At 43.7% G+C, this 23,509-nt stretch carries 23 protein-coding genes; 22 read left to right on the top strand and 1 reads right to left on the bottom strand.

Annotated features, from left to right (window positions below; all coding sequences use genetic code 11):
• Window positions 1–132 precede the first annotated feature (132 nt).
• From proB to proC, 3 genes are read left to right on the top strand one after another with little or no spacing between them, the layout of a single operon-like run.
• Window positions 133–1,242 carry a glutamate 5-kinase gene (proB, locus tag PCY07_RS02090; protein ID WP_301356364.1) on the top strand — a complete coding sequence of 370 codons (1,110 nt, stop codon included), beginning with the start codon at window positions 133–135 and terminating at the stop codon, window positions 1,240–1,242.
• A gap of 10 nt (window positions 1,243–1,252) precedes the next feature.
• Window positions 1,253–2,500, top strand: a complete 1,248-nt coding sequence (locus PCY07_RS02085) for a glutamate-5-semialdehyde dehydrogenase (protein WP_301356366.1) — start codon at window positions 1,253–1,255, stop codon at window positions 2,498–2,500.
• A 3-nt stretch (window positions 2,501–2,503) separates the two neighbouring features.
• Window positions 2,504–3,319: a pyrroline-5-carboxylate reductase gene (proC, locus tag PCY07_RS02080; RefSeq protein WP_301356367.1), complete on the top strand. Its 816-nt coding sequence runs from the start codon at window positions 2,504–2,506 to the stop codon at window positions 3,317–3,319.
• Window positions 3,320–3,867: 548 nt separating this feature from the next.
• Here the strand turns inward: proC and PCY07_RS02075 are convergent.
• Window positions 3,868–5,391 carry an ATP-binding cassette domain-containing protein gene (locus PCY07_RS02075; RefSeq protein ID WP_301356368.1) on the bottom strand — a complete coding sequence of 508 codons (1,524 nt, stop codon included), beginning with the start codon at window positions 5,389–5,391 and terminating at the stop codon, window positions 3,868–3,870.
• 319 nt (window positions 5,392–5,710) lie between these two features.
• Here PCY07_RS02075 and hemW point away from each other — a divergent pair, with 319 nt between their 5' ends.
• The 19 genes from hemW to ldcB all read left to right on the top strand — a co-directional run bounded on the left by hemW (window position 5,711) and on the right by ldcB (window position 23,400).
• On the top strand, window positions 5,711–6,841 hold the full coding sequence (hemW, locus tag PCY07_RS02070) for a radical SAM family heme chaperone HemW (RefSeq protein WP_301356370.1): 1,131 nt from the start codon (window positions 5,711–5,713) through the stop codon (window positions 6,839–6,841).
• A 3-nt stretch (window positions 6,842–6,844) separates the two neighbouring features.
• Window positions 6,845–7,600, top strand: coding sequence for an acyl-ACP thioesterase domain-containing protein (locus tag PCY07_RS02065; protein ID WP_227197433.1), 756 nt, complete (start codon window positions 6,845–6,847; stop codon window positions 7,598–7,600).
• Window positions 7,590–8,276 carry a hypothetical protein gene (locus tag PCY07_RS02060; protein WP_003016180.1) on the top strand — a complete coding sequence of 229 codons (687 nt, stop codon included), beginning with the start codon at window positions 7,590–7,592 and terminating at the stop codon, window positions 8,274–8,276. The genes PCY07_RS02065 and PCY07_RS02060 overlap by 11 nt, the downstream gene beginning before the upstream one ends.
• On the top strand, window positions 8,277–9,047 hold the full coding sequence (locus PCY07_RS02055) for a TIGR01457 family HAD-type hydrolase (RefSeq protein WP_301356372.1): 771 nt from the start codon (window positions 8,277–8,279) through the stop codon (window positions 9,045–9,047).
• Window positions 9,040–9,660, top strand: coding sequence for a TIGR01906 family membrane protein (locus tag PCY07_RS02050; RefSeq protein WP_301356373.1), 621 nt, complete (start codon window positions 9,040–9,042; stop codon window positions 9,658–9,660). The genes PCY07_RS02055 and PCY07_RS02050 overlap by 8 nt, the downstream gene beginning before the upstream one ends.
• Window positions 9,657–10,640, top strand: coding sequence for a CPBP family intramembrane glutamic endopeptidase (locus PCY07_RS02045; RefSeq protein ID WP_301356374.1), 984 nt, complete (start codon window positions 9,657–9,659; stop codon window positions 10,638–10,640). The genes PCY07_RS02050 and PCY07_RS02045 overlap by 4 nt, the downstream gene beginning before the upstream one ends.
• Window positions 10,641–10,764: 124 nt before the next feature.
• Window positions 10,765–11,172 carry a hypothetical protein gene (locus tag PCY07_RS02040; RefSeq protein ID WP_301356375.1) on the top strand — a complete coding sequence of 136 codons (408 nt, stop codon included), beginning with the start codon at window positions 10,765–10,767 and terminating at the stop codon, window positions 11,170–11,172.
• A 117-nt stretch (window positions 11,173–11,289) separates the two neighbouring features.
• Entirely contained in the window at window positions 11,290–13,122 is a 1,833-nt protein-coding gene (gene uvrC / locus PCY07_RS02035; protein ID WP_301356376.1) for an excinuclease ABC subunit UvrC, read from the top strand.
• 24 nt (window positions 13,123–13,146) lie between these two features.
• Complete coding sequence (locus PCY07_RS02030; RefSeq protein ID WP_301356377.1) at window positions 13,147–13,749, top strand: hypothetical protein; 603 nt, start codon at window positions 13,147–13,149, stop codon at window positions 13,747–13,749.
• 161 nt (window positions 13,750–13,910) lie between these two features.
• Entirely contained in the window at window positions 13,911–14,708 is a 798-nt protein-coding gene (gene imm47, locus PCY07_RS02025; RefSeq protein ID WP_301356379.1) for an Imm47 family immunity protein, read from the top strand.
• A gap of 108 nt (window positions 14,709–14,816) precedes the next feature.
• The gene (locus PCY07_RS02020; RefSeq protein WP_301356381.1) at window positions 14,817–15,659 is read left to right on the top strand and encodes a metallophosphoesterase family protein; all 843 of its coding nucleotides are present in this window, start codon (window positions 14,817–14,819) and stop codon (window positions 15,657–15,659) included.
• A 148-nt stretch (window positions 15,660–15,807) separates the two neighbouring features.
• On the top strand, window positions 15,808–16,413 hold the full coding sequence (locus tag PCY07_RS02015; RefSeq protein WP_003001591.1) for a nitroreductase family protein: 606 nt from the start codon (window positions 15,808–15,810) through the stop codon (window positions 16,411–16,413).
• 34 nt (window positions 16,414–16,447) lie between these two features.
• The gene (pepV, locus tag PCY07_RS02010) at window positions 16,448–17,854 is read left to right on the top strand and encodes a dipeptidase PepV (RefSeq protein WP_301356383.1); all 1,407 of its coding nucleotides are present in this window, start codon (window positions 16,448–16,450) and stop codon (window positions 17,852–17,854) included.
• 52 nt (window positions 17,855–17,906) lie between these two features.
• Window positions 17,907–18,491: a uracil-DNA glycosylase family protein gene (locus PCY07_RS02005; RefSeq protein WP_195227246.1), complete on the top strand. Its 585-nt coding sequence runs from the start codon at window positions 17,907–17,909 to the stop codon at window positions 18,489–18,491.
• Between the two features lie 12 nt (window positions 18,492–18,503).
• Window positions 18,504–18,995, top strand: a complete 492-nt coding sequence (locus PCY07_RS02000; protein ID WP_301356385.1) for a prolyl-tRNA synthetase associated domain-containing protein — start codon at window positions 18,504–18,506, stop codon at window positions 18,993–18,995.
• A gap of 13 nt (window positions 18,996–19,008) precedes the next feature.
• Entirely contained in the window at window positions 19,009–19,293 is a 285-nt protein-coding gene (locus PCY07_RS01995; protein WP_301356387.1) for a rhodanese-like domain-containing protein, read from the top strand.
• 317 nt (window positions 19,294–19,610) lie between these two features.
• Complete coding sequence (locus tag PCY07_RS01990; protein ID WP_301356389.1) at window positions 19,611–20,756, top strand: DUF6574 domain-containing protein; 1,146 nt, start codon at window positions 19,611–19,613, stop codon at window positions 20,754–20,756.
• Between the two features lie 66 nt (window positions 20,757–20,822).
• A complete protein-coding gene (locus PCY07_RS01985; RefSeq protein ID WP_301356391.1) occupies window positions 20,823–22,610 on the top strand; it encodes a hypothetical protein in 1,788 nt (595 codons plus the stop codon).
• Window positions 22,611–22,620: 10 nt separating this feature from the next.
• A complete protein-coding gene (gene ldcB / locus PCY07_RS01980) occupies window positions 22,621–23,400 on the top strand; it encodes an LD-carboxypeptidase LdcB/DacB (protein WP_195227249.1) in 780 nt (259 codons plus the stop codon).
• Window positions 23,401–23,509: the final 109 nt, after the last annotated feature.

Below are 23,509 nucleotides of genomic sequence, written 5' to 3'. Positions count from 1 at the left end.
CAAAGCAGTGCTTTGAGCAATTAACCACTGCGTCATGCAGTTATTACTATCAAACATAGAGAGCTGGACAGTATTTGTCCAGCCTCACTTTCATTAGATACGAAATAAATAGTATTAGAAAGAATCATAGCGATGAAAGCAAAACGAATCGTCTTTAAAGTAGGGACCTCGTCGTTGACCAATCCCGATGGGAGCCTCTCCAGACAGAAGGTCAAGGTCATTACGCAGCAGTTGGCTCTCTTACATGAATCAGGTCATGAGTTGATCTTGGTCTCATCAGGGGCAGTTGCTGCTGGATTTGGTGCCCTTGGTTTTAAGAAACGGCCGACCAAGGTGGCAGACAAGCAAGCCTCTGCGGCAGTTGGGCAAGGCTTACTGATGGAAGAATACACAGCTAACCTGCTCTTACGCAACATTGTTTCTGCGCAGATTTTGTTGACCCAGGATGACTTTGCGGATCAGCGCCGCTATAAGAATGCCCAGCAGGCACTTTCTGTCTTGCTTAATCGTGGGGCCATTCCGATTATCAATGAAAACGATACGGTCTCGATTGCTGAGTTAAAAGTAGGAGACAATGATACCTTAAGTGCGCAGGTTGCAGCCATGGTTCAAGCGGATCTTTTGGTGCTTTTAACAGATGTAGATGGCCTCTATACAGCCAATCCTTCTCAGGATCCAACAGCTAAGCGCTTGGATCGAATCGAACACATTTCTCGTGAGATGATCGAGATGGCTGGTGGTGCTGGCAGTAGCAACGGAACTGGTGGAATGCTGACCAAACTCAAGGCAGCGACCCTTGCGACCGAGTCAGGGGTTCCTGTCTATATTTGCTCGTCTCTCAAGTCTGATGCCTTGATTGAAGCAGCGCAAGAGCAAGCAGATGGCAGTTACTTCCTTGCAGAGGACAAGGGCTTAAAAACCCAGAAGCAATGGCTAGCTTTTTATGCAGAAAGCAAAGGTGCCGTTTGGGTGGATGCTGGAGCAGCGGAAGCCCTGTTGGATCATGGAAAGAGTCTATTGATATCTGGTGTGACCAAGGCAGAAGGGGATTTCTCTTACCAAGACATCGTCAGCGTCTATCATCAAGAATCAGGACAATTGCTTGGGAAAGGGAAAGTTCGTCTCGGTCAATCAGCCGTGCGTGATCTACTCCAATCTAAAAAAGCCAAGGGAATCCTCATTCACCGGGATGATTGGATCTCGGTAACTCCCGAGATTGACCTACTCTTTACAGAATTTTAGAGGAAAACGTATGGGAACAACACAAGAACAATTAGCCTTAGCGAGATCAGCTAAGAAAAGTATCAATACAGCCAGCACAGCTCTTAAAAATCAGGCCTTGGAGGCCATGGCTAGCCAGCTTTTGAAAGCGACGGAAGCCATTTTAGCAGCCAATCAAATCGATATGGAAGTGGCACGTGGGAAGATCTCTGAAGTCATGCTGGATCGTCTATTTCTTGATCAAGAGCGGATAGCAGGGATGGCACAAGGAATTCGTGCTTTAATAGACCTGCCAGATCCGATTGGGGAAGTGCTGGATACTGAAGTATTGGAAAATGGCCTTGAAATTCAGAAAGTTCGAGTCGCCATGGGTGTTATTGGCATCATTTATGAAAGCCGACCAAATGTGACATCGGATGCTGCAGCGCTTGCCATCAAGAGTGGAAATGCAGTGGTCCTTCGTACTGGAAAGGATGCCTTTCATTCTGCTCAAGCGATCGTGACAGCCCTCAAGGCTGGATTGGAAGAAGCCGGACTCCATCCCGATCTTCTTCAACTGATCCAAGATACGAGTCGAGCTTCAAGCCTTGCTATGATGAAGGCTAAGGGCTATCTGGACTTGCTCATTCCACGTGGTGGTGCTGGATTGATCCAAGCGGTGGTTGAAAATGCCATTGTCCCCGTGATCGAGACAGGAACTGGCATTGTCCATGTCTATGTGGACAAGGAGGCTGATTTCCAGAAAGCCCTCGCCATTATTGAAAATGCTAAGACCAGTCGTCCATCCGTCTGCAATGCTATGGAGGTCTTGTTGGTGGATCAAGCGATCGCGTCTGATTTCTTGCCTTTGGTTAAAGAGCGTTTAGTGGATTCAAGGGAAAGATCCGTTGAGTTGCGCCTAGATGAGCAACCACAGGTTATCATTTCGGGGACAGCAGCACAGGAACAGGATTTTGATACCGAATTTTTAGATTATATTTTAGCAGTTAAGGTCGTTGATGGAGTGGAGGAAGCGGTGGACCACATTGAAGCTCACAGCACCCATCATTCGGATGCCATTGTGACTGAAAATCCTGAGACAGCCGCTTATTTCACCCAGCAAGTAGATTCAGCAGCGGTTTATGTCAATGCTTCTACACGCTTTACAGATGGGGGTCAATTTGGTCTAGGTTGTGAAATGGGGATCTCGACCCAAAAACTCCATGCGCGTGGACCAATGGGACTCCGGGAAATGACCAGTTATAAATATATCGTCAGTGGAAATGGTCAAGTGAGGTAAGAAATGAAAGTAGCATTTATTGGACTAGGAAACATGGGAGCTAGTCTAGCCAAAGCAGTCGCAAAAGAAGTAGACGCGCAAGACCTGCTTTTGGTCAATCGTTCTCCACAAAAGGTGCAAGAGTTTATCAGCCAGTATGGGGGAACGGCGTCTGATCTTGAACAAGTCTTTCAAGAGGCTGAAGTAATCTTTTTAGGGGTCAAACCCTATCAGATTTGTCCTCTCCTAGGAGAGTATCAAGGCATCTTGGCCCAACGCTCTAATCTCTTACTGGTTTCCATGGCTGCAGGCCTGGAACTAGAAAAGATGGCTGACGTGATCCAGAACGACCAGGTGGGTCTCATCCGCATCATGCCCAATACGCCTGTAGCCATTAGTCAGGGTGTCATCAGTCTAGCCCGCTCCCAAGCAGTAACAGACCAGCAGGTAGCCCAGGTCAAGCAGCTTTTAGCAGGAGCTGGAGCTCTCTATGAAATCGAGGAAAAATTGATGGATCCTGCAACGGCTGTCGCAGGCTGTGGACCAGCCTTTGTCTATCAGATGATTGAAGCCATGGCAAATGCAGGAGTAGGATTAGGACTTACACGAGAGCAAGCCTTGCAGATGGCCGCCCAGACCTTCCAAGGAGCTAGTCAAATGGTCCTAGAGACAGGCGAACACCCAGCCCGCTTGCGAGATGCAGTTTGTAGCCCAGGTGGCTCTACCATCGCAGGAGTCAATCGCCTGGAACAAGTCGGCTTACGGGGCGACATCATTGCTGGAGTGGAAGCAGCCTATAAACGCACCCAAGAAATGGGACAAGAGGCAGCGAAGGAATAGAAAAAAGATTGGTTTTGGCCAATCTTTCAAATTGAAAATAAAGTCCTCTTAGAAACTTTCCTTAGGTGAGATCGGACGTCAGCGAACTTCCTCGAAGTTCCATGACTAATTCAAGATACAAAGGGCGTCTGCGGATAAAGTCAAAATAGGGAGCAGGACAGAAGCACTGTTGTATGGGATTGCTTCGTTGTCCTGCCCCCACAAGGCTGATTAGGATTCTTCCGAGCTGAAAGGCGAGAGAAGAATTCAATCAGCTACTGTGTCTTGGATTTAGTACTAATGTATTTGCACTTTTGACACAATCCGCAGCCCGTGTTCAATTCATTTTGAGCCCCTTCGCTCTTTAATTTCCGGGCTCAGGCTAAAACAGTTTCCCAAACTGTTTTACTCTCAATAATTCCGAGTGCTAGAAACAAGAGTGTTTCTAGCACTTTTCTCACGGCGGAAAGTTTCAATTGAGGATTGGATAACTATGGATTTGTTAGATTTGTATAAAAGAACATTTCGTTAACGTTCTCTAAGATTGGTTTTGGCCAATCTTTTTTACCTTAGAGCGACTCTATCTCTTCGAACCCATTTTCGGTCAGACGATAGATTTTTTGGCAGACTTCTTTGAGGAAGGTCCGGTCGTGAGAGACTGTGACTAGTCCGCCTGGGTAGTCTGCGAATAGGCGTCTAATTTCTGGTTGGGAAGTGGGGGAAAAATTGCGAGTAGGCTCGTCCAAGAGTAGAAACTGAGGGCTTGTGAGCACTAATTGAAGGAGAAAGAGTTTTCCTTGCTGGCCACCAGAAAGTTCAGAGATCGGATGGTGCATTTCAGAATAGGTAAAGTTGAGGGAGGCTAAATGCAATTGAATGGTGTTGATTTCTTCGCGATCACCTGAATGCTGTAGAAATTGAACCGGTGTCTGAGTCAAAGGAAGGCGTTCAGTGTAATCTTGAGGCATATAGGCAGTGCGGATACTTTCATTCTTCCGTAAGATCTCCCATATCATTTTTAGAAAAGTGGATTTCCCTGCACCGTTGGAACCGATAATCCCTATTTTATCCTGTCCTAGAAGAGTAAGGGAGAGGTTCTTGACCAGGACCCGGTCACCAATTGCGAGCTCTTCCTGATCTAAGAGAAGGACTCGTTTTTGAGGAGACAAGGGAGTGAGGGGAGAAAAATGCAGATTGATAACTTCCTCATCATAGGGTTGGGAAGTCATGGATTGGAATTCTCGCTCGTAGCGCTTTTCATGTGAGAGGAGGGACTTCATTTTCTTTGCCAGGAGACGTCCAGCAGTGCTATCCTTAGTGTTTCGTAAGGATGTTTCAACTTGCTGACGGACGCGGCGATGCTTCTCCATTGTTTTCTTGTAGGTTCGTTGATCATTAGCAGCTTGCTGGGACTGTTGCTTGAATTGTTGCTCCCTCTGGCTACTGTAGTCTTGATAGCCTAGGTGCTCTACAATGGTTTCAGCCTCCTTGCGGTGTTTGATCTGTCTTAGGTGGATGATCGTATCCGCCGTCTGAGTCAAAAAATCTTCATGATGGGAAATAAATAGGATGGTTTGGGGACTTGTTTGGATCATCTGCTGGAGCCAGTCCAGGGTTTCCAAATCCAGATCGTTTGAAGGTTCATCTAAAAATAGTAATTCATGAGGACGACAAAGTTCGTGAAGCAGTTGGGCTTTGAGGGCTTCTCCTCCAGATAGACTTCCAATAACTTGGTCGCTCGCAAAGCGGTTGCTATCAAATTGCAATTGATCAGCCAGTCTGTAGAGGGTGGCATAGTCTATCTCGTCTTCTCCAAAAAAATATTCTTCCAATGTTTTTCCCTTCAATGCTTCCGGCAAAGACTGGGGAATATAGGCATAGGAGTGAAAGGAAGTGGTGATTTCGCCTTCTATTGTCAGATAATCTGGTAGGGATTTTGGGGACATGAGGATGTGAAGCAAGGAAGACTTTCCATTCCCTTCTTCGCCAATAATGGCAACCTTTTCTCCTTCATGAATGGTTAGGGACAGATCACGAACCAGATCGCGTAAATCTTTTGTATGGCGGATGGTGAGGTGGGATAGTTTTAGCATAAGATTCCTTTCTACTGGGACAAAAAAACAGCTCTACCTATTTAGTAGAGCTGTATTCAAGTGGACCCAAACAGAAAAAGACCTTATTAAGCCAACAAAAAGTTGGAGAATAGGCGAGAGGGCACACAAAAAGAGATAGAACAAGCAGTCCACTAAATAAAGTATCTTATTTAACGAAACTTAGTTGTTCATATCTCCTTACCTCCGAATATGATTAGCTTTATTCTATTCCTTTCATTCCTTCTTGTCAAGGAAAACCTTGCTTCATCCACCCTTTTCTTCTCGGACTTAGGGGGGATTTTATGGTATAATTAAAGCTATGCATACAAAACCAACGTCCGCTTATGTCCATATCCCATTTTGTACCCAGATTTGTTTTTATTGTGATTTTTCGAAGGTCTTTATTAAGAATCAACCGGTCGATGCTTATTTGGATCATTTGATCCAAGAATTTCGTCGGGAAGAAATCACAAATTTACGGACTCTCTATATTGGGGGTGGGACGCCGACGGCTTTATCTGCAGATCAGCTAGCGTATCTACTCAAGGAGCTGACCAAGTCGCTTGATCTCTCTCAGATGGAGGAGTTGACCATCGAGGCCAATCCTGGTGATTTGGATCCGGATAAGATCGCTGTTTTGAAGGATTCACCGGTCAATCGGGTTTCTTTGGGCGTACAGACCTTTGATAATCGCTTGCTTAAAAAGATTGGTCGGAGCCATCAGGAACAGGATATCTATGACAATATCGAGCGTTTGAAGCTAGCTGGTTTTGATAATATTTCGATCGACCTCATCTATGCGCTTCCGACGCAAACCATGGAGCAGGTCCAGGAAAATGTCGCGAAGGCTCTTGCTCTCGACATTCCTCATATGAGCCTCTATAGCTTGATTCTGGAGAATCACACCGTCTTTATGAATCGGATGAGACGGGGCAAGCTTCCTCTACCAAAAGAGGAGTTAGAAGCGGAGATGTTTGAATACATCATTCAGGAGTTGGAGCGAGCGGGCTTTGAGCATTACGAAATTTCAAATTTCTCCAAGCCTGGTTTTGAAAGTCGCCACAACCTCATGTATTGGGATAATGCAGAGTATTATGGCTTGGGAGCTGGTGCATCCGGCTATGTCAACGGTGTTCGCTACAAGAACCATGGACCTATTCGCCACTATATGCAGGCAGTCGAAGAGGGAAATGCGCGTGTCCAAGAAGAACATCTGACTCTGACAGAAATGATGGAAGAAGAGATGTTTCTGGGACTCCGTAAGAAAACAGGCGTTTCCAAGAAGCGTTTCGAAGAAAAGTTTGGTGTGAATTTTGACCAACAATATGGACCAGTGGTCGATGAATTGACCCAGCAGGGACTTTTGGTGCCTGACAAGGACATTGTTCGCATGACCAAGAAAGGTCTCTTTTTAGGAGACACTGTAGCAGAGAAGTTTATTTTGGAGTAGAAGATGGCAAAAACATTTGAATACAGCATGAAAATTCCTTTTGATATGAGCGATGTCAATGGTTATATTAAGATTCCCCAATTAATCTTGCTGTCTTTACAGGTATCTGGCATGCAATCAATTGAGCTGGGTATGAGTGATATGTACATTTTAGAGAACTATAATCTGGTCTGGATTATCACGGATTACAATATGAAGATCGAGCGTCTCCCTGTGTTTGATGAAAAGATCACCATCGAAACCTATGCCAAGAGTCACAATCGACTATTTTGTTACCGGGCCTTTAATATCAAAGATGAGGAAGGCAATACCATTATTGAGATGGTCGCAACCTTTGTCTTGATGGATCGTGATACACGCAAGGTCCATCCTGTCATGTCTGAGATTACGGATGCCTTTGACTCAGAGTTTTCAAAAACCATGCTCCGTGGTCCCCGTTTCAAAGAATTAGAAGGGGGTGTAGAACAAGAATACCGAGTTCGGTTTTACGATTTGGATATGAACGGACATGTCAACAATAGCAAGTATTTGGATTGGGTCTTTGAGGTGATGGGAGCAGACTTCTTGACCCATCATGTCCCTAAAAAAGTTCATCTAAAATATGTCAAAGAAGTACTGGCAGGAGGTGTCATCACCTCTCAATATGAACAAGAGGGCTTGAAGACCCAGCACCAAATTAGCTCAGATGGTCATATCAATGCCCAAGCTGAAATTGAGTGGGAAGAAGTAGAAGAAAAGGGTTGGACCTATGGAAAGTAGAAGATTAAAAAATAAAAAACAAGAGCTAGCAGGCTACCAAAAACGGGTTGTGGCCTATGCTAAGCGTCAAAAGAACCCTTTGTACATGTTGGGAGATTGGCTCTTGACTCTTTGTGCTTTGGGCATCATCCTGGTGGAAGAAATTTACAAATTTTTCCGATACCGTTTGAATTTAGAGAGTTTTAGTCGTTTCTTGAAAGAAGATGTGCGTTGGTATCGGGTCTGGATCCATTTCACCTTGGCCTTTCTCTTGCCTGTCGTGATCTTTTCGGTCGGTATTACCAGCCAATCAGGCTCTTTCTGGTCTAATTTCTATCATCGTTTGTCTCAAGGCGTTCTCTTTAGCACGACAGTCAGCCTTGCTGCCACCTTAGTAACCGATTTTGTAGAGAATTTGCAACCAGAAACCAAGTCAGACGGTCGGAACCGGAGCACCAAACGCACGGTTTATCAAATCAGTGTAGACCAGGCAACCGTAATAGGCTTGTTATTGACCATTGTGATCCTCATGGTGGCTTCCTTCTTGTTTACCCAATCAGGAAGTCAAGGGATCAATTTTACAGGGTTGATTTTACAATTTGTCCTCTATGCTGGAGCCTTGCTTTTGTATGGGTCTGGTGGACGAGTCGATGCAGAGAAGTTGCATGAAAAAGCTGATACAGAAAGGGAAGAATAAATGCAATACAAGGGCTATTTAATTGATTTGGATGGCACCATTTACAAAGGAAAATCACGAATTCCAGCAGGAGAAGCTTTTGTTCATGAATTACAGGCGCGTGAGATTCCATATCTCTTTGTCACCAATAACACAACCCGCACACCAGAGACTGTTCGGGATATGCTGGCGACTCACTTCAATATTGAAACCCCAGTGTCGACCATCTATACAGCTACCCTTGCGACCATTGACTACATGAACGACCAAAACTTGGGGAAAAAGGTCTATGTGATTGGAGAAGCGGGGCTCAAAGATGCTATTGAAGAAGCTGGCTATATTATCGATGAAGAAGCACCTGATTATGTTGTGATTGGCCTCGATTGGCAAGTGGATTATGAGAAATTTGCTAAAGCAACCTTGGCGATTCAAAAGGGAGCGCACTTTATAGGGACCAACCCTGACCTGAATATCCCAACGGAGCGTGGCTTGATGCCAGGAGCAGGATCTCTGATTGCCCTTGTTGAAGCAGCGACACGTGTCAAGCCAGTGATCATTGGCAAACCAAAGGCCATTATCATGGACAAGGCCATTGAACATCTGGGTCTTGAAAGAGAAGAAGTGGTCATGGTTGGCGACAACTACCTAACAGATATTCGTGCGGGTATTGACAATGGGATTCCAACCCTTTTGGTGACGACAGGTTTTACCAAACCAGAAGAAGTGCCGACCTTACCAATTGCACCGACACATGTTGTTGCCAGTCTAGCGGAGTGGGATTTTGATGCTTAAAAGTCTGAAATCAATCAACCAATTTTTCTTTATCTTGTCAGCTGCAATCCTTCTCACCATTGCTCTAGCTTGGGTCATCTATCCCTTGGAGATTCATTGGTTGGGGATTCAAAGCCGGACTGGTTTTTCGGCATCTGTCATCATGAAGAATTTTAATGTCTTGATGAACTACTTGACCAATCCTTTTCAATGGGTGTTGAAGATGCCTCAATTCCCCTCTTCAAAAAATGGACTGCACCATTTTGAGGCTGTCAAGTACTTATTTCACTTAGTGACGGTCGTTTTCGTGGTCACACTACCTGGTTTTATCCAGTTTATGCGGACAGTTGTCAAAAAAGGCTACCTTACCTTGTACCGTAGTCTCTTCTTTTGGATGATGGTTTTACCAGTAGTGCTTGCAGTGATAGCTGTTATGATTGGCTTTGATCAATTCTTTACGCTCTTTCATCAGGTCTTATTTGCTGGGGACAATACTTGGCTCTTTGATCCGCGCGTGGATTCGATTATTCTTGCATTACCAGAAGACTACTTTATGCATGCCTTTTTGATTTTCTTTGTCTTATACGAAGGAATGTGTGCGAGTTTTTATCTATTTTCTAGGAGGAAGAAATGAACCAATACAACCGATTATTAGACCCTAAAAAAGATATAGGAAGGTATTCCGGGACACTTGCCATTTATCTCTTGGTAATGACCTTGGTAACCGTCCTGTGGGAAGTCCTCCTTGGATTGACCATAGCAGGTTCTCTCAGAAAAGATCCAAGTCAAGTAACGGAGAAACTCAATGCCCTGAATGTTTGGGCTGGTATTCCCTATCTTATCTCTATTTCCATTGGACTCTTTCTCTTTAATGCCTATCGCAAGAAGGCCCTCTATAAATATGATCTTAAGCACAAGGGACGTAAGATGACTCTTTCAGTCTTCTTTATTCTTCTCGCCTTTCTTGGCTTTTCTCAAGTCTTTTCATCTGTGATGACACAAGTGATTGAGCGCATGTTTGAGACCATTGGCCTTCACTCTCCGACACCAGATCTTGGAGATACGATTGAGCGATCTTGGACCATGCTCTTGTATGCTGGCTTTTTTGGTCCTATCACAGAGGAATTCTTCTTCCGTGGGGCAGGCTTGCGAGGCTTGGAACGGTATGGCAAAATCTTTGCTATTGTCATGACGGCCATCTTGTTTGGACTCTTTCATGCCAATTTTGACCAGCTCTTTTTCGCAAGTATCATTGGTCTAGGATTTGGCTACATTGCCTTTGAATACAATATCTGGTGGGCTATTTTCTATCACATTTTCAATAACTTTGTGATTTCCCAAGGCTTGCATTATGTGGCCTATCATGTGGACGAGGGACTAGCGAATTGGCTCCAAATTGGTGTTTTAGCGATTGGTTCCGTTGTCATGATAGTGGTTCTTGCGACTAAATGGCCAGCTATCAAGGCTTATATTCAAGCCAATAAACCTCAACCGGGAGTTTTCCAGCGTGCCCTCGCGTCCTTCTGGTTCTGGTTCTTCGTGTTATTTACTATCCTGATGTCTATTGTTCCTTATGTGATTCCGATCTTCCAGATGGCTAATCTCAAAGGATAAGTATTATCAAAGGGGGGATTCTTTTAGATCCCTCTTTTTTGCTATAATAGAGAAAGTAGAAATGCAAAATTTGAACATGAAAATAACACAACTTAAAAGATTAAAAATGGAGTAATGACTACTGATGAAAAATAAATCTAAAAAATGGAAATGGTTTCTGTTGATAATCCCTGCACTGATGATTTTAGGGATTATCACGACTACTCTTGATGAGATGAAATCAAAAGATGGAACATACTATCTGACAGTAAAAAATGAATCTACTAAAACGGCCTCCCTAGATAAAACATCATCGATAAAAATAGACGGAGAGCAGATCACCATAAAGGAAGGTAGTTCAGAGCATACTTACTCATATGATCCTGAAAATGAAGAATTTACAAGAGATTCAGAGAAGTATTCTTGTATGATACATGATGGACTTTTAACTCTTTCAGGAGATCAGCCACAAAAGGAATTAGCTGAGTATGTCAGTCCGAATAGTAGTTGGTATTCGGGATATGAAAAAGGACAAGTGAAGATAAAGGATTGAAGATGAGGGTCTGATATACCATTTAATAATTAATTTTTATTTGGTGAAGGTGGATATAAAAAATGCAGACATAATACAGAGAGACCAAGGCCCCTCTTTTTTGCTATAATAGAGAGTATGAATAACTTGATTAAATCCAAGCTCGAGCTCTTGCCGACGAGTCCGGGCTGTTACATTCACAAAGACAAGAACGGAACCATCATCTATGTGGGGAAGGCCAAGAATCTTCGCAATCGGGTGCGGTCCTATTTCAGAGGGAGCCACGATACCAAGACGGAAGCGCTGGTATCTGAGATTGTGGATTTTGAGTTTATCGTCACTGAGTCCAATATTGAGGCCTTGCTTCTTGAGATCAACCTCATCAAGGAGAACAAGCCCAAGTACAATATCATGCTCAAGGACGACAAGTCCTATCCCTTCATCAAGATTACCAATGAGCGCTATCCCCGTCTCATCATCACGCGCCAGGTCAAAAAGGATGGTGGTCTCTATTTCGGTCCCTATCCAGACGTGGGAGCGGCTAATGAGATCAAGCGGCTTTTAGATCGGATTTTCCCTTTCCGCAAGTGTACCAATCCGCCTTCCAAGGTCTGCTTTTACTACCATTTAGGGCAGTGTATGGCTCATACAGTCTGCCACAAGGACGAGGCCTATTTCAAGGGCATGGCCCAGGAGGTTTCTGATTTCCTCAAGGGGCAGGATGATAAGATTATCGACGAGCTCAAGCTCAAGATGACTACCGCTGCGCAAAACATGGAGTTCGAGCGGGCGGCCGAGTACCGCGATCTGATCCAGGCCATCGGGACCCTGCGGACCAAACAGCGGGTCATGGCCAAGGATTTGCAGAACCGGGATGTCTTTGGCTACTACGTGGACAAGGGCTGGATGTGTGTGCAGGTCTTCTTTGTCCGTCAGGGCAAGCTGATCGAGCGCGACGTCAACCTTTTTCCTTACTACAATGATCCGGACGAGGATTTCTTGACCTATGTGGGGCAGTTTTACCAGGAGAAATCTCACCTGATCCCCAATGAAATCCTGATCCCTCAAGATATCGATGAGGAAGCGGTCAAGGCCCTAGTGGATACCAAGGTTCTCAAGCCCCAGCGTGGGGAGAAGAAGCAGTTGGTCAATCTGGCCATTAAGAATGCGCGTGTCAGTCTAGAGCAGAAGTTTAATCTCCTTGAAAAATCCATGGAAAAGACCCAAGGTACTATAGAAAACCTTGGAAAACTCCTGCAAATCCCAACCCCTGTGCGCATTGAGTCTTTTGATAACTCCAACATCATGGGGACCAGTCCGGTCTCAGCCATGGTGGTCTTTGTTAATGGGAAGCCAAGCAAAAAGGACTATCGCAAGTACAAGATCAAGACCGTTGTCGGACCAGATGACTATGCCAGCATGCGGGAGGTCATCCGCAGACGCTACAGCCGTGTCATGCGGGATGGCCTGACGCCACCTGATCTGATCGTTATCGATGGGGGTCAGGGCCAGGTCAATATCGCTAAGCAAGTGATCCAAGAGGAGTTGGGGCTGGATATTCCTATTGCGGGTCTGCAAAAGAATGACAAGCACCAAACCCATGAATTGCTTTTCGGTGATCCCCTTCAAGTCATCGAACTCTCTCGAACCTCGCAGGAATTTTTCCTCCTCCAACGGATCCAGGATGAAGTCCACCGTTTCGCCATCACCTTCCACCGCCAACTACGGTCTAAGAATTCCTTCTCTTCTCAGCTGGATGGCATCGAAGGTTTAGGACCAAAACGCAAGCAATTGCTGATGAAACACTTCAAGTCACTGACCAAGATCAAAGAAGCTACTGTGGATGAGATCGTCACGGTTGGCATCCCACGAGCAGTCGCGGAGGCGGTGCAAGCCAAGCTCCATCAAGGAAAGCAAGAAGAAGCAAGTCCCTTGATGGAAGTTGCGGAGTCCGCAAAAGACTTGCAGTAAAAGAGTTTATGTTTAGGGGAAAAAATGGAACTTCTTGATACAAAAATTGAAAGTAATGGTTTTATTTTTTATGGGAAATTCTCTGAGGGTCTTTTCCAAGAGTGGTTAAAAATCACAACTATACTGGCATCTAAAAGTGACCTTCAAAATGAGCTTTTGTTTCAGGTTGGGTTTATTATCTTTAAGCTGATAGAAGTAGAAAAACAGCAGTTTAGACTTGTTTCCATTGACTATGAAGCCAACCCTTTTAAAGATTTTACAGAGGATTTAACGGTAGCACTTTGGATTCAGTCCGAACAGGCTAGTGTCACTAAAGAATTGCAGATAAATCCCTCAGAAATTCGATTTGACGATAAAATTCTAATTGCCAAAGGTATCTTCGAGGATGAGCATGCCTATCTGCAACGACAAAATACTCAAAGCCAGAGAGACTCAGGCTGGGTTATGGGCTACCAAAGGCAAGATAATGAAGACTTTGTTTGCATTCACGCTTTTGAACTATTGAAATGGAATCCAAAACTTATAAAAGTGTTGGTCTTACCAACTGATTATCTAGTTATTGTTAATGATGGAGAAATCCATTCAATTTTAAACGATTGCGATGAAGAAATTTTTCCGATTTCGTAAGTCTATTCATTAAACGTAAGAGAAACCATCCAATTCAAATGGATGGTTTTCACGTTTTTAGATCCTTTTTGTTATACTAGATTTATTGTATGCTGATTTAGGCGGGCGATATGTGATCACACGTCTTAAAACACAATAGGAACGAATGGATTTTATGTTTGATGGAAAATAAGTTATTACTGACAGGAGTAGATTTTGATGGGGTTAGTCCTTTGTCTCTTAAAGAGTTGAAAACTAATCTAGAGTCTATTTCTGATGAAAAAAAATGTATTTTACTGATTGCAGAGATATTAAAAAAGGGGGATTTTTCAGTTAAACCATTGTTGATTGAACTGATGAATCAAACGAAAGATGAATCTGTCTTAAATTTGTGTATTCGATTGTTTTGCTCGGTATGCACCAATGAAGATTTAGGGGATGTTTCCAATCTTAGATGTTTATCCGATGCGTCGGAGTTTGCTATTTTTACATTTATCACAGGTGCTGTAGACACGATGTCCTATGAAGTGGTTCCTTATTTGCTTGCACTTTGGGACGAGTGGGAAGATAGCGATTCAGACATTGAATATGCAATCAAAGATGCATTGGATGATTATTTTTATGATCAGAAATTATCGATGGATGAAGCAACCAAAGAAGAGGTTGAAGAATTATGGTCGCTAGTAAGCGAACAGAAAGAACCAGATACCTATTACTATAAGGGCTCTCCTGTCTTTCCGGGAATGTTTGCTAAGGAAATCATGACTTCATTGTATACTGGTATCCAAGTTGAAGGTAAGTTTCATAAATACCTTCAATCTGTTCTCCTTTCTACATTTACTGGTAAAAGGGTTCCAGTAAAAGTCAACGAAACAATTTCAAGAAAAGATATCGATAATATGATTGATTACATTGAAGATGTTTCCAAGCGAGACTGGGTCGAAGGTAGAAAATATTTTTATGGTTCTGAAATCAAATGATGACTGGTCGTTTAAAATGTGATATCCAAGTGTTATCACATTTTTTATTTTTGCTCGTTTTTGTTATACTTAAGGCACACAGATTTTTCAATCTATAAAGGAGTAGTTATGAACCATAGAATCGCTATTTTATCTGATATTCACGGAGATACAACAGCCCTGGAGGCAGTGATTGCGGATGCGCGTGCTCTAGGCGCGACGGAATACTGGCTTTTAGGGGATATTTTGCTTCCGGGGCCTGGACGAAAGGACCTTTTTGAATTGCTGGATGCGATACCTATTACAGCGGCTGTTCGTGGAAATTGGGACGATTGTGTCCTAGAGGCTTTGGATGGCGAGTACGGTCTTGAGGATCCGCAGGAGATCCAACTTCTGCGTCTTACTCAGTATCTTATGGAAGGACTAGATCCTAAGCGGATCGATTGGCTTCGCTCCCTTCCTTTGGTAGAGAAGAAGGAGGTCAATGGTATTCGCTTTTCACTGACCCACAACTTGCCAGAAAAGAATTACGGTGGAGACTTGCGTCCAGCTAATGCGACGGAGAACTTTGACCAACTGCTGGATGACCAGACAGATATGGCGATTTACGGGCATGTCCACAAGCAGTTGCTTCGCTATGGCAGTCAGGGCCAGCAGATCCTCAATCCCGGGACTATTGGCATGCCTTATTTTGACTGGGAACCAATTCAAAACCATAGAGCTCAGTATGCTCTGATCGATGTCGAAGAAGATGGGGTGACCAACCTGCAATTTCGTAAGGTGGCCTATGACTATGAAGCAGAGCTCCAAGATGCTAAGGACAAGGGCCTTCCCTTTATTGAGATGTACGAAGAATTGAGACGCGAGGATAACTATCGGGGCCATAACATCGAGCTTCTAACTAGCTTAATTGAGAAATACGGTTATGCCAAAGAAGTAGCTGCCTATTTCAATCTTTCCAATGAATCATAGGTGGATCTCTTGTGTATTCAACCTATAAAAAAGAAGCGAATCTTCAAAATGTCCGCTTCTTTTTTCACAATCTTAGGCTGTAAAACCCTGCAAGCTCTTTCATTTTGTGTTAAAATAGAGGTAACAGAAATAGAAAAGGAAGAAGCTTATGAAATTTCTAGAGCTCAATAAAAAACGCCATGCGATCAAGCATTTCACTGACCAACCGGTCGATCCAAAGGATGTACGGACTGCCATTGAGATCGCAACCTTGGCCCCTAGCGCCCACAATAGCCAGCCTTGGAAATTTGTGGTCGTTCGTCAAAAAAATGCGGAATTGGCAAAATTAGCCTATGGTGCAAACTACGATCAAGTCATGGAAGCACCTGTGACCATCGCCCTCTTTACAGATACTGATTTGCAAAAACGGGCTCGCAAGATTGCACGTGTCGGTGGGGTGAAAAACTTCACAGACGAGCAGTTGCAATACTTTATGCAAAATCTTCCTGCTGAATTTGCACGCTATGATGCCCAACAAACAAGTGATTACTTGGCTTTGAATGCTGGTCTTGTGGCCATGAACTTGGTACTTGCTTTGACGGACCAAGGCATTGGAACCAATATTATCTTGGGATTTGATAAATCAAAAATCAATGAAGTATTGGACATCGAAGAGCGTTTCCGTCCAGAAGTCTTGATTACGGTTGGCTATGCGGCTGAAAAAGTAGAGCCAAGCTATCGCTTACCAGTGGACGAAATCATTGACAAACGCTAAGCCAATTAGCAAATAGAAGATCGAGGAGGAATTCATGACAACAGTTGACTTTAAAGCAGAAGTAGAAAAACGTCGCGATGAGATGATGGCTGACTTATACAGCCTCTTGGAAATCAATTCTGAACGCGATGACAGCAAGGCAGATGCAGAGCATCCTTTTGGGCCTGGTCCTGTAAAAGCTCTTGAAAAATTCTTGGAAATTGCCAAACGTGATGGCTATGAAACCAAGAATGTCGACAATTATGCCGGTCACTTTACCTTTGGTGAAGGAGAAGAAGAACTTGGGATCTTTGCCCATATGGACGTCGTGCCTGCAGGTAGTGGCTGGAAGACGGATCCATACAAACCAGAAATTATTGATGGTAAGCTCTATGCGCGTGGTTCGTCTGATGATAAAGGGCCTACAATGGCCTGCTACTATGGTTTGAAGATCATAAAAGACCTAGGACTCCCTGTTTCTAAGCGCGTGCGCTTTGTTGTCGGTACGGATGAAGAATCAGGCTGGGGCGACATGGATTACTATTTCAAACACGTCGGACTTCCTGAGCCAGATTTTGGCTTCTCACCAGATGCGGAATTCCCAATCATCAATGGGGAAAAAGGAAACATCACTGAGTACCTTCATTTTGGAAATGACAACACAGGAAGTGCCCATCTTCATAGCTTTACAGGTGGCCTTCGTGAAAACATGGTACCAGAGTCAGCGACTGCAGTCGTTTCTGGTCAACTTCCAGATCTTGCTGGTCTCTTAGATGCCTTTGCCAAGGAACACCAGCTCAAGTATGAAATCTCAACTGTCGATGAAGAAACCTATACCGTGACGATTGTTGGGAAATCTGCTCATGGATCAACTCCTGAAGATGGGATCAATGGTGCGACCTACTTGGCTCTCTTGTTGAACCAATTTGATTTTGGTGGTGCTGCTAAGGCTTACCTTCATGTGACAGCTTCACTTCTTCACGAAGATTTTGCTGGTGAAAAATTAGGTATTGCCCATACAGATGTCAAAATGGGACCATTGAGCATGAATGCAGGTGTCTTCCATTTTGATGAAAGCCAAGCAGACAACTCTATTGCCCTCAATATCCGTTACCCTCAAGGTACAGATCCTGAAACCATCAAATCCACCCTTGAAAAGATCGAAGGAGTGGCTACAGTAAGCTTGTCAGCCCATGGTCACACACCCCACTATGTTCCGATGGATGACGAATTGGTATCCACCCTCTTGCGTGTTTACGAAAAACAAACTGGCCTCAAAGGACACGAACAAGTGATCGGTGGTGGTACCTTTGGTCGTCTCTTGAAACGTGGGGTTGCCTTTGGTGCTATGTTCCCAGACTATGTCAATACCATGCACCAAGCTAACGAGTTCGCAGATGTCGAAGATCTTTATCGTGCAGCTGCTATTTACGCAGAAGCCATCTATGAACTAATCAAATAATCCACTACTCGGCCAGTTTTTCTGGCTGAGTTTTTCCATAGAAGGAGGACTTATGTCAAGGATTGAAACCATTAAACAAGCCATTATGGCAGATCCTCAAAATAAAGAATATACGGATAAAGGAATCGAGCCGCTCTTTGCAGCCCCAAAGACAGCTCGTATCAATATCATCGGACAGGCACCTGGACTGAAAACACAAGAAGCCGGTATTTACTGGAAGGATAAAAGTGGTGATCGTCTGCGCGAATGGTTAGGAGTTGACGAAGACACCTTTTATAATTCTGGTTTGTTTGCGGTCATTCCCATGGACTTTTATTTCCCAGGGCATGGAAAATCTGGTGACCTTCCACCTCGCAAAGGCTTTGCGGAAAAGTGGCACCCTCAACTCCTCAAGGAGTGTCCAGATATTGAGTTGACCCTCTTAATTGGACAATATGCCCAAGCATACTACCTTCATGAGAAGGTTAGTGGCAAAGTAACCGAACGGGTCCACCATTTTAAAGACTATTTGCCAACCTATTTTCCACTTGTTCACCCTTCCCCTCGCAATCAAATTTGGATGGCTAAAAATCCTTGGTTTGAGGCAGAGGTGGTGCCGGAATTGCAAACCTTAGTACAAGAGATCATTCAAAAATAAAGGAGAGCGACGATGGATCCTTATCAACAAGTTAAAGAAAAATTAGACGAGTTAGGAATTTCATTTGATGTGGTGGAACACCCACCTGCATTCACGACTGAGCAAGCGGATTCTTATATTGAAGGCTTAGAAGGTGTCCGGACCAAGACCATGTTTTTGACCAACAAGAAGAAAACCCAATACTATTTGCTCATTATGGATGACCAGAAGCCATTGGATATGGATGATTTCAAAGAGCAAGTGGAAGCCAACCGGATCCGCATGGCTTCAGCAGATTCTTTAGCTGAAAAAATGCAATTACCGCCAGGAACGGTTTCTCCATTTGGTTTATTGAACAATGAAGAAAAAGATATTCGAGTCTATTTCGATAAAGACATTGTGTCAGAGGAAATCATGACCTTCCATCCCAATACCAATGAAAAAACGATCTTTATTAAAACCCAAGACTTGTTCCGATTTTTAGAGTCTATTGGCTTTCATTATGAAATACTAACCCTTCCATAACAAAGGAGAAATTATGAAAGAAATTCCATTTTCAAGCTTTTACCAAGCTTATCAAAAAGGAGATTTACACGTTCTTGATGTACGCGAGCAGGAGGAATATGATGCCCTTCACTTAGATGGGGTTCGTTTTCTTCCCTTATCTGAGTTAGCAGATCGCTACCAGGAATTAGAGAAGGATCATCCCTATTATGTCATCTGCAAGTCTGGTCGACGCTCAGCACGTGTTTGCCAATTTCTGGAAGAGCAAGGCTACGATGTGACCAACGTCCAAGGTGGCATGGATGCATTTGAATCCTAAGAGAGAGTGGGAGAGAAATCGGTAATTCATTAGAATTCGATTTCGTCGTCCCACCTCCGCACAGTTGAGTAGGGCTGTAAAAGCTGATGAAATCAGCGTAGTAGAGCCCACTCAACCACTGCGTCTTGCTCGACAATCCAAAAATAATTGAGAGGCTAGGACTTTTGTCCCAGCCACTTTCTTTACTAATTTCTAAATATGAGTAGAATTTGTATGTTTTTCAAAAGATATTACAGGGATTTTCCAGTCTTTCATTGAAAATGGTTCAGAAATTTTGTATAATACCCTAGTATAAACAATAGTTAAGGAGATTCATTATGTCAAAACAAGATTGGCTGGATTATTTCGAAGCCGTAAATGGTCGTTCTGCTAGTGCAGAAGAAATTGCTCAAGCACTGGCTGCAGGAGAATTTCAAGAAGAAGTAGTGGTTCCAGAAACCCCACAAGCCCCAGAATTTGTCGCAGCACCAACTGCACCTGTGGAAGAACCAGTTGCTGCTCCACAAGCCCCAGAGTTTGTTGCAGCGCCAGCAGCTCCTCAAGCTCCAGAGTTTGTTGCAGCGCCAGCAGCTCCTCAAGCTCCAGAGTTTGTTGCAGCGCCAGTAGCTCCTCAAGCTCCAGAGTTTGTTGCAGCACCAGCAGCTCCTGCAGCGCCAACTGCTCCTGCAGAAGAACCAGTAGCAGCTCCAGTTCAAGAACCGGCCCCTCAAGCTGCTCCAGCGAATGGACCTGCTTTCCAACAAGCTCCACAGCAAGCCTACCAACAACCTACTCAAGCAGCTTATCAACAAGCTCCTTACCAAGGTCAACCAGGACAACCTTATCCTGGCCAACCAAGTCAATTTGGTGTAGCCGTTGGTGGTTACTGGAATTGGTTCCTTTCAGCTTTGAAACGTCCAACTGCTGTTGAAAATCCAAAAGCACTTAATGGAATTTTACAGTATGTCTTGACTGCCTTTGTCTTGACCTTGGGGACTTTCTTCACAGCTAGTGGATTTACAGGTGGTTATGGAATGGATTTCCGTGCCTTTATGTTGACATTGATTTCCCTATTCTTTAGCGTTTACGCCTTCCAAGTAGCCGGATTCTTTGTTCGTCGTGTGGTTCTTCAAGATAAGGAATACAGTTACGGGCGTTCATTTGAAGAGTTTGGACGTTTGTCTGTCTACACTTTGCCACTTGCCCTCCTTGCTTTCTTAGTAGGTCTTGTAAAAGTTTATGAATTTTATGGCTTTATAAACTTCCTTATTTTCTTCTTGTTCTTTGTTGGAACATGCTATGTCGTTCATCAAGGATTGAACAAGACAAACTTTAAAGCAGATAAATTCTTGCTTCTAGTAGCATCATCTGTTGTCTTGCTTCTCATTGCCATCTTTGTCATTTATGTGAATGCTCGTATTTTAGAACAAGTAGCCGTAGGATTTATTCCAAGTGCTCCAAATTTCTCTAACTTTGGATTCTAACAATATCACAAAACGGAAGGTGGGGGAACCCACTTTCCCTATTTTATAATGAGGGAGAAGAGATCCATGCAAAAGAAATGGGTTGAATTATTTGAAAAAGTGATCGGTCGCAAACCGTCACCAGAAGAGTTTATGGCTGGGAAAGCTTGTGGATTTGATTTGAAACAAATTCAGTCTATCGCAGGAAATGCCCCAGCAGAGGAAGTCGCTCCTGTTGAGGAAACAGTGGTTGAACCAGTTGAAGAAGTGAAGAATGTCGATCCACTTCTAGCAGCTCGTCAGGCTTGGTTACAACATTTTGAAGAAACCTATGGCCGCAAGCCAAGTGCAGAAGAATTTACCGCTGCAAAAAGTCAAAACTTCGAGTTTTTTGTAGGACCTGTGCCTGAAGCAGAATTTGCGAACCCAGATGCAACAGAAGTAACACAGGAATATGTGCCTCAACAGCCGACTCAAGCGTATACGACTCCACTTGCTGCTGAGCAAACGCAGGTCTTTGCTGGTCCAAATGTCGCAGAAGCAGGTCCAGCTCAGAAAAAACAAAAGGCCCCTAAAACGAAGGGTGGAAAGAAACTTTCCAAGAAGAAAATTGGGATTATTTCTGCTATCGCAGTCCTTGTGATCGCTTTGGTAGCAGCCTTCTTTTACTTCCAGTCTACAACACGTGTCGAAGTGACTGCAGATAAATTCATTAAGGCAGTGGACACCAAGGATTATCGCGAAGCAGCAGACCTGCTTTCAACCGATAACGATAAATGGACAAAGGATGAAGCCGAAAGCTTTATTACCAGCATGGAAGATCAAGGGGTCGATATCGGCACAGAGTTGAACAAGATCATTGATAATGGTGGAGAAGGCAGCTATACGGATAAATCTGGAAACAAGATCTTTGGTTTGGAAAAAGCGGACAAGAAATTTGGAATCTTCCAAGAATACCGTGTGGCCAGCTATCCAGTACAAGTCAAGGTCAAGACCAATTTGGATCAAGCCAAACTCAAAGTGGCTGCCAATAAAACGGTGACCTTGAAGAAAGATGCAGTGACAGACCTTGGTTCTTTCCATTACAATACAAAAGAAATGGAATTGACTGCTAAAACTGAAGTCGGAAATGTTACTTCTAAGATCCATCTCAATCCTAAAAAAGCAACCAAGAATAATTTAGAATTGCAGTTGAATTCTGAAAAACGCAATTTAGAAGTTGAGTTCCCAGATGAAGTTGAAAACCCAACGGATGTGAAGGTTGTGGTCAACGGCAAAGAAGTCGGAACCAGCACGACCTTTGAAGTAGATAGCATCCCTTATCAAGAAATTGAAGTACATGCTGTCTTCAACATGAATGGGGAAACCTATACAACTGAAAAGGCTAAGGTGACGATTGAAGAGGGTGAGAACGATCCGATCGAACTTAAACTAGCCAAAGATACCCTAAAACGCATCAAGAGTGCACAAGATGCTAAGAAAGCGCAAGCAGCCAAAGAAGAACAAAATCGGACCTTGGCGGAAGAATTCTTGAAAGAGTACCGCGACGCAGTCTTTAGCTCCGTTTCAAATCGAAACAACACCTACTCTAAATACTATGACACACAAAGTCAAGCCTACAAGGACATGGTTGAATTCACAACTGGTGATGGTGTTCGAAAGGCAAAAATTGACTACTATACTCCAGGAGCATTGGACATTCAAAGTGTCACTGAAGAAAATGGTGTGGTGACGATCAAGACTTATGAAGACTTTACCGTGCATTATACAGATAGCCATCCAGATTCACAAAACCGCAAGTACAAGACCTACACCTTGAAAAAAGTAGGTGCAAGTTATGTGATTACGGATATTGTCGTTACAAAAGAATCATAGGAGATTCCTCATGAAAGCAAGATTTTCCAAATTAACTTTGGTGACAGTTGCCTTGTTAACCCTGACAGCTTGCTCCCAATCTCAATCTACTAGTTCAAAATCTTCTGCAAAAGAAGAAAGCAAACAAACGCAAACCAAGACTTCCAAAGAAACGTCTTCTGCAAAGAATACGTCAAAAGAGACTGGCAAAGAAGAATCGTCAAAAGCTGGTAAGTCAGATGTGAAAGTGGATTCTGGTGTCAGCTATAATGGTTCCTACTATAGTGTCAAAGGGAAGTATGGTGAGGTGATGATCGCCAACAAACATTATCCCTTGTCGCCTGACTTTAACCCAGGTGAAGATCCTGAAGCTGTTTCAGCCCTTCATGAATTGATCGCAGCCATGCAGGCAGAAGGATATCCAATCAGTGACCAATATAGTGGTTTTCGTAGCTACGATACCCAAGTTGGCCTCTATCAAAACTATGTCAATCAAGATGGTCAGGAAGCCGCAGATCGTTATTCTGCAAGACCGGGTTATAGTGAACATCAAACTGGTTTGACCTTTGATTTGATCGATACCAGTGGTAATCTGGTAACCGAACCTGGACCAAGTAAGTGGTTGCTCAAGAACGCCGCTAAATATGGCTTTGTGGTTCGTTACCAAGAAGGAAAAGAAAAAGTAACAGGCTACATGCCAGAAAGCTGGCATCTCCGCTATATCGGAAAAGAAGCACAAGATATCGCAGATTCAGGCTTGAGTCTGGAAGAATACTATGGCTTCACCGGTGGCGATTACGTTGATAAATAAGAAAAGGTTGGGGATTTTAACCCCAACCTCAGATTGAAGACAAAGTCATATAAAAAACTTTCCTTAGGTGAGTACGGACGTCAGCGAACTTCTACGAAGTTCCATGACT

Origin of the sequence: Streptococcus sp. SP1 (assembly GCF_030440005.1) — a bacterium.
Classification (GTDB): Bacteria; Bacillota; Bacilli; order Lactobacillales; family Streptococcaceae; genus Streptococcus; species Streptococcus parasanguinis.
Note: the sequence above shows the minus strand (reverse complement) of the source record. Positions and strands in the feature narration are given on the sequence as shown.